The following is a 3,795-nucleotide window of genomic DNA, read 5'->3' on the forward strand; positions in this document are numbered from 1 at the left end:
ATGGACACCCTTGCATTCAGCTAACACTTCCCACTGTAAAGGCGTGTTCGGGACTTACACCCTAGAGTTATCGCCCATGCTGGGCACACAACAAAGAAACCTTCAAAGTCAATGACTTTGAAGGTTTCTAATTTTAAAATTTCATCGATACGATTATTACCAAGGACTTATCCCAGTCTCATCTTCTATATCATTACTAAAAAATTGCCCTGTAGGTCCGTTTTCATCTGTAAGTGTATGCTTGATGATAAAATCAGCAGCACTTTCTACAGATCCGGGACCATTATGATGATTAAAATCTGTAGCAGTGTAACCAGGATCAATTACATTAACTTTAAATGGTAAATCCTTCAATTCATAAGCCAACACAATCGTGTATGCATTTAAAGCCGCCTTTGATGTTCCGTAACCCGCTGTTTTAAAATCATAGTACTTCCAATTTGGATCACTATGTAAGGTTAAAGATCCAAGACCTGAAGTTATATTACTAATTCTTGGACTATCTGATTTTTTAAGCAATTCTAAAAATGCTTGTGTGACGCTGATTACACCAAAGAAATTGGTATCAAATACATTCTGAATCGCCTCAATTGATGTATCTAAGGCGCTTTGAGGAAATTCACCACTAATTCCTGCATTGTTGATCAAGATATCTAATTTACCTTGTTCATTTTTGATAATATTTTTTGCCTCTAAAATTGAAGCCGGATTTGTTACATCAATTTGAATGGGTTTAATGTTTTGCAATCCATTCTTATTTAATTCATTTACTACTGCCTTTCCCTTTTCAAGATCTCGAGTTCCTAAATAAACGAATAATCCTTTTTTTGAAAGTTCTTTTACTAACTCTAAACCTATGCTTCTATTTGCGCCTGTAATTAATACTGTCTTCATTTCTCTTAATTTTAAATTATCAAACAAAGGTCATTCCTTTAAAAACAAAATGATTTGCCATTTGGCAAAAAGCGATTTAACGTATATTTTTTCTAATTCGGCTTAAAGAAGATTGAGTAATACCTAAATAAGAAGCAACATAAGATAACGGAATTCGATTAACAACATTCGGATAAATTTTGAGAAACATTAAATATCTTGTGGTTGCATCTTCTGAAACCAAAGGACTTCTTCTTTCTACTTTTTGTCTCAATGCTTTTGAAATAATCTTATGCACCATAGCATCCCAACCAACAATAGTATCCAAAAGTTCTCTCCAGTCTTTTTTTGAAAAAACCAATAATTTACAATCTGTAATCGCCTGAACATATGCATTGGAACAAATATCATTGTCAAAACTCTCTATATCAACTACCAGATTATTTTCGTCTATAAAATATTTTGTGATTTCTTCTCCTTTATTATTGTAATAACAAACGCGAATAATTCCATCTAAAACAAAACCAACTTGCTGAGCAACTTTGCCTGCCTCTGAGAAATATTCATCTTTTTTAACTTCTAATACAATAGCTTTCTTTGAAATCAATTCAATTTGCTGATGATTCAAACTTCCAAATTGCAATATATACTCTATAAATTCTTCCATAACTGCAAGTTAGTCAAAGTTATTTTTACTTTTTTTGTCATTTGGTAAAAAGAAATTATTTCGCAAAGAACAATACAAAGTTATTTTATTAAATAATTCATTAGAAAATAAATACAGCAAGTGCTACAAAAAGCAATTTTAAATATCGAATTGCAGAAAAAAATATTATTTATACAATTACATTCTACTCACGATTACCTTTTATAATTCCTCTCTTCGAACCCTTGATAAAATCTATAATAAGATTACGTTCTGTACTTGGCGCAAAACTATTCTTTATTAATTCCAAAGCAAGAGTTGTATTTCGTTTTTCCTGGAAAATAATACGATAGATATCTTTCAATTCTTTTATTTTTCCACTTTCAAAACCTCTTCTTTTCAACCCAATACTATTTAATCCAACGTAACTTAAAGGTTCACGAGATGCCAAAACATAAGGAGGAACATCTTTTACAATCCGACTCATTCCACTTACCATACTATATTCACCAATTAAGGAAAATTGATGAATAGCAGTTAAGCCACTAATATTTACAAAATCACCAACAATAACTTCGCCGGCCATTCCAACATTAAAACCAATGATGCAATTATCGCCGATATAACAATCATGACCAATATGGGTATTCGCCATTATTAAATTCATATTACCTATTACGGTTTTATTTTTCGATACGGTTCCTTTATTTATGGTCACAAACTCCCTGATGATGGTTTCGTTGCCAATCGTCAAAAAGGTATATTCATTTTTATATTTTAAATCTTGTGGAATTCCACCTAAAATAGCACTGGCATGTATTTGACAGCTCTCTCCAATTCTTGTACCATTTAAAATATTTGCATTATTCCCTATCCAGGTATTATCACCAATAATAACATCGTCTTCAATAGTTGTAAAGTTTCCTATGTGTACGTTTTTTCCAATTATAGCATTTTTTCCGATAATAGTATTTTTCAATTTCTCGTATTTTATATAGAATACAAATATTACTAAGAAACAAATTGTATTTCTTGATCTAAAGTCAATTAATTTGAGCTCTGATTCTGCTTAATGTTTCAGGACTTACACCAATAAGTGACGCAATATCTTTCAACTTAGCTTTTAAAATAATTTGAGGTAATGAATTTACCAAATAGAGATACTTTTCCTGAGCACTCATTGAAGTGTACGAATGATGAAATTCATTTAATCTGGAAAGATAAATTCTTAACAGCTTGATATGAAACTTGGAAAACAAAGGATATTCTAATAATTTTAATTCGTCCAGATACGATAACGAATAAACTGTTGTTTCTTCAGAAGCCTGAAAATTTTCAAAAGAGAGCTTTTGTTCAAAATAGCTGGTTAAGGAAGTAACAAATTGGTTATCTGTATAAATCCACTTGGTGATTTCTATACCATCTTCAAGACAAAACCTACGCACCAAACCCGATTTAATATAATAAATTTTTGAACAGATTTTACCTTCCTGAATAATCATTTCATTTTTTTGAAATCTTTCTTCAACAAAATACTCCCTTATCATCTGCTCTGTTTTTAAATCTAGTATCTGAAAGCTATTGATTAAACTTAATAATTGTGTCATGATGTAAACTATTGTGAAAACAAATTTATCAATATAATTTAAGAATCATTCAAAAATACATTTCATCAGTTCAGAATTAATCTACCCAACAATTATTCGAAGTAAAAAGAGAAGATTTCAAAGTGCTTTTTTTCTATTTGATCGATATTCACGTAAAGGTTAAAAAGAACAGTTTAAACAGTAACAAGCATGGCGTTTCCCTCCGGGTCGTGCTGTCCGCTAAATCTTTTGCGGAAGATATTTTAGGCTTCTGAAAGTATGGGTTTACCGCAAAAGGATATCGCTGCCATCCCTAACGCAATCCAAAATAAAGAGAAGTGTCATTTTTAAAATTCCAGATTCCAAAGTATAACGCCTTGTGCCTTTGTGAACTTTACAAGTTTAGTGAATTAAAATATTTTTTTGTGCTTCTCTTTTAAAAAAGCAAATTAGAAACTATTTTAAAAAAAACATATAAGAAGCAAGGAAAGCAAAAGAAAGACAACTTTTCACAATTGCATTTAGTCACAAAATATCATCCGATCCAGCTTTACGAACTTAACAATTTTCAACAATTACAAACTTTTCTTGCGCGCTTTGCGGTTAAACTACAAAGCATTATAAAACATTACCCCAGTATTTTGTAAAACAAAAAACCCTGTTTCGCTAGAAACAGGGTTTTCAAAAGAA

The 3,795-nt window shown here is 31.0% G+C and carries 4 protein-coding genes; all 4 read right to left on the reverse strand.

Features of this window, described 5'->3' with window-relative positions; genetic code table 11:
* Window positions 1-156 precede the first annotated feature (156 nt).
* Window positions 157-894 (reverse strand): SDR family oxidoreductase, encoded by a 738-nt coding sequence (locus ACQKCJ_RS24640; protein WP_427403140.1) that lies wholly within the window; start codon window positions 892-894, stop codon window positions 157-159.
* A gap of 76 nt (window positions 895-970) precedes the next feature.
* Entirely contained in the window at window positions 971-1,540 is a 570-nt protein-coding gene (locus ACQKCJ_RS24645; protein ID WP_427403141.1) for a Crp/Fnr family transcriptional regulator, read from the reverse strand.
* 184 nt (window positions 1,541-1,724) lie between these two features.
* Window positions 1,725-2,498: an acyl-ACP--UDP-N-acetylglucosamine O-acyltransferase gene (gene lpxA / locus ACQKCJ_RS24650; RefSeq protein WP_271338759.1), complete on the reverse strand. Its 774-nt coding sequence runs from the start codon at window positions 2,496-2,498 to the stop codon at window positions 1,725-1,727.
* 64 nt (window positions 2,499-2,562) lie between these two features.
* A complete protein-coding gene (locus ACQKCJ_RS24655) occupies window positions 2,563-3,126 on the reverse strand; it encodes a Crp/Fnr family transcriptional regulator (RefSeq protein ID WP_271338758.1) in 564 nt (187 codons plus the stop codon).
* Window positions 3,127-3,795 lie beyond the last annotated feature (669 nt).

It is taken from the genome of Flavobacterium sp. NPDC079362 (assembly GCF_050267765.1).
Lineage (GTDB): Bacteria > Bacteroidota > Bacteroidia > Flavobacteriales > Flavobacteriaceae > Flavobacterium > Flavobacterium azizsancarii.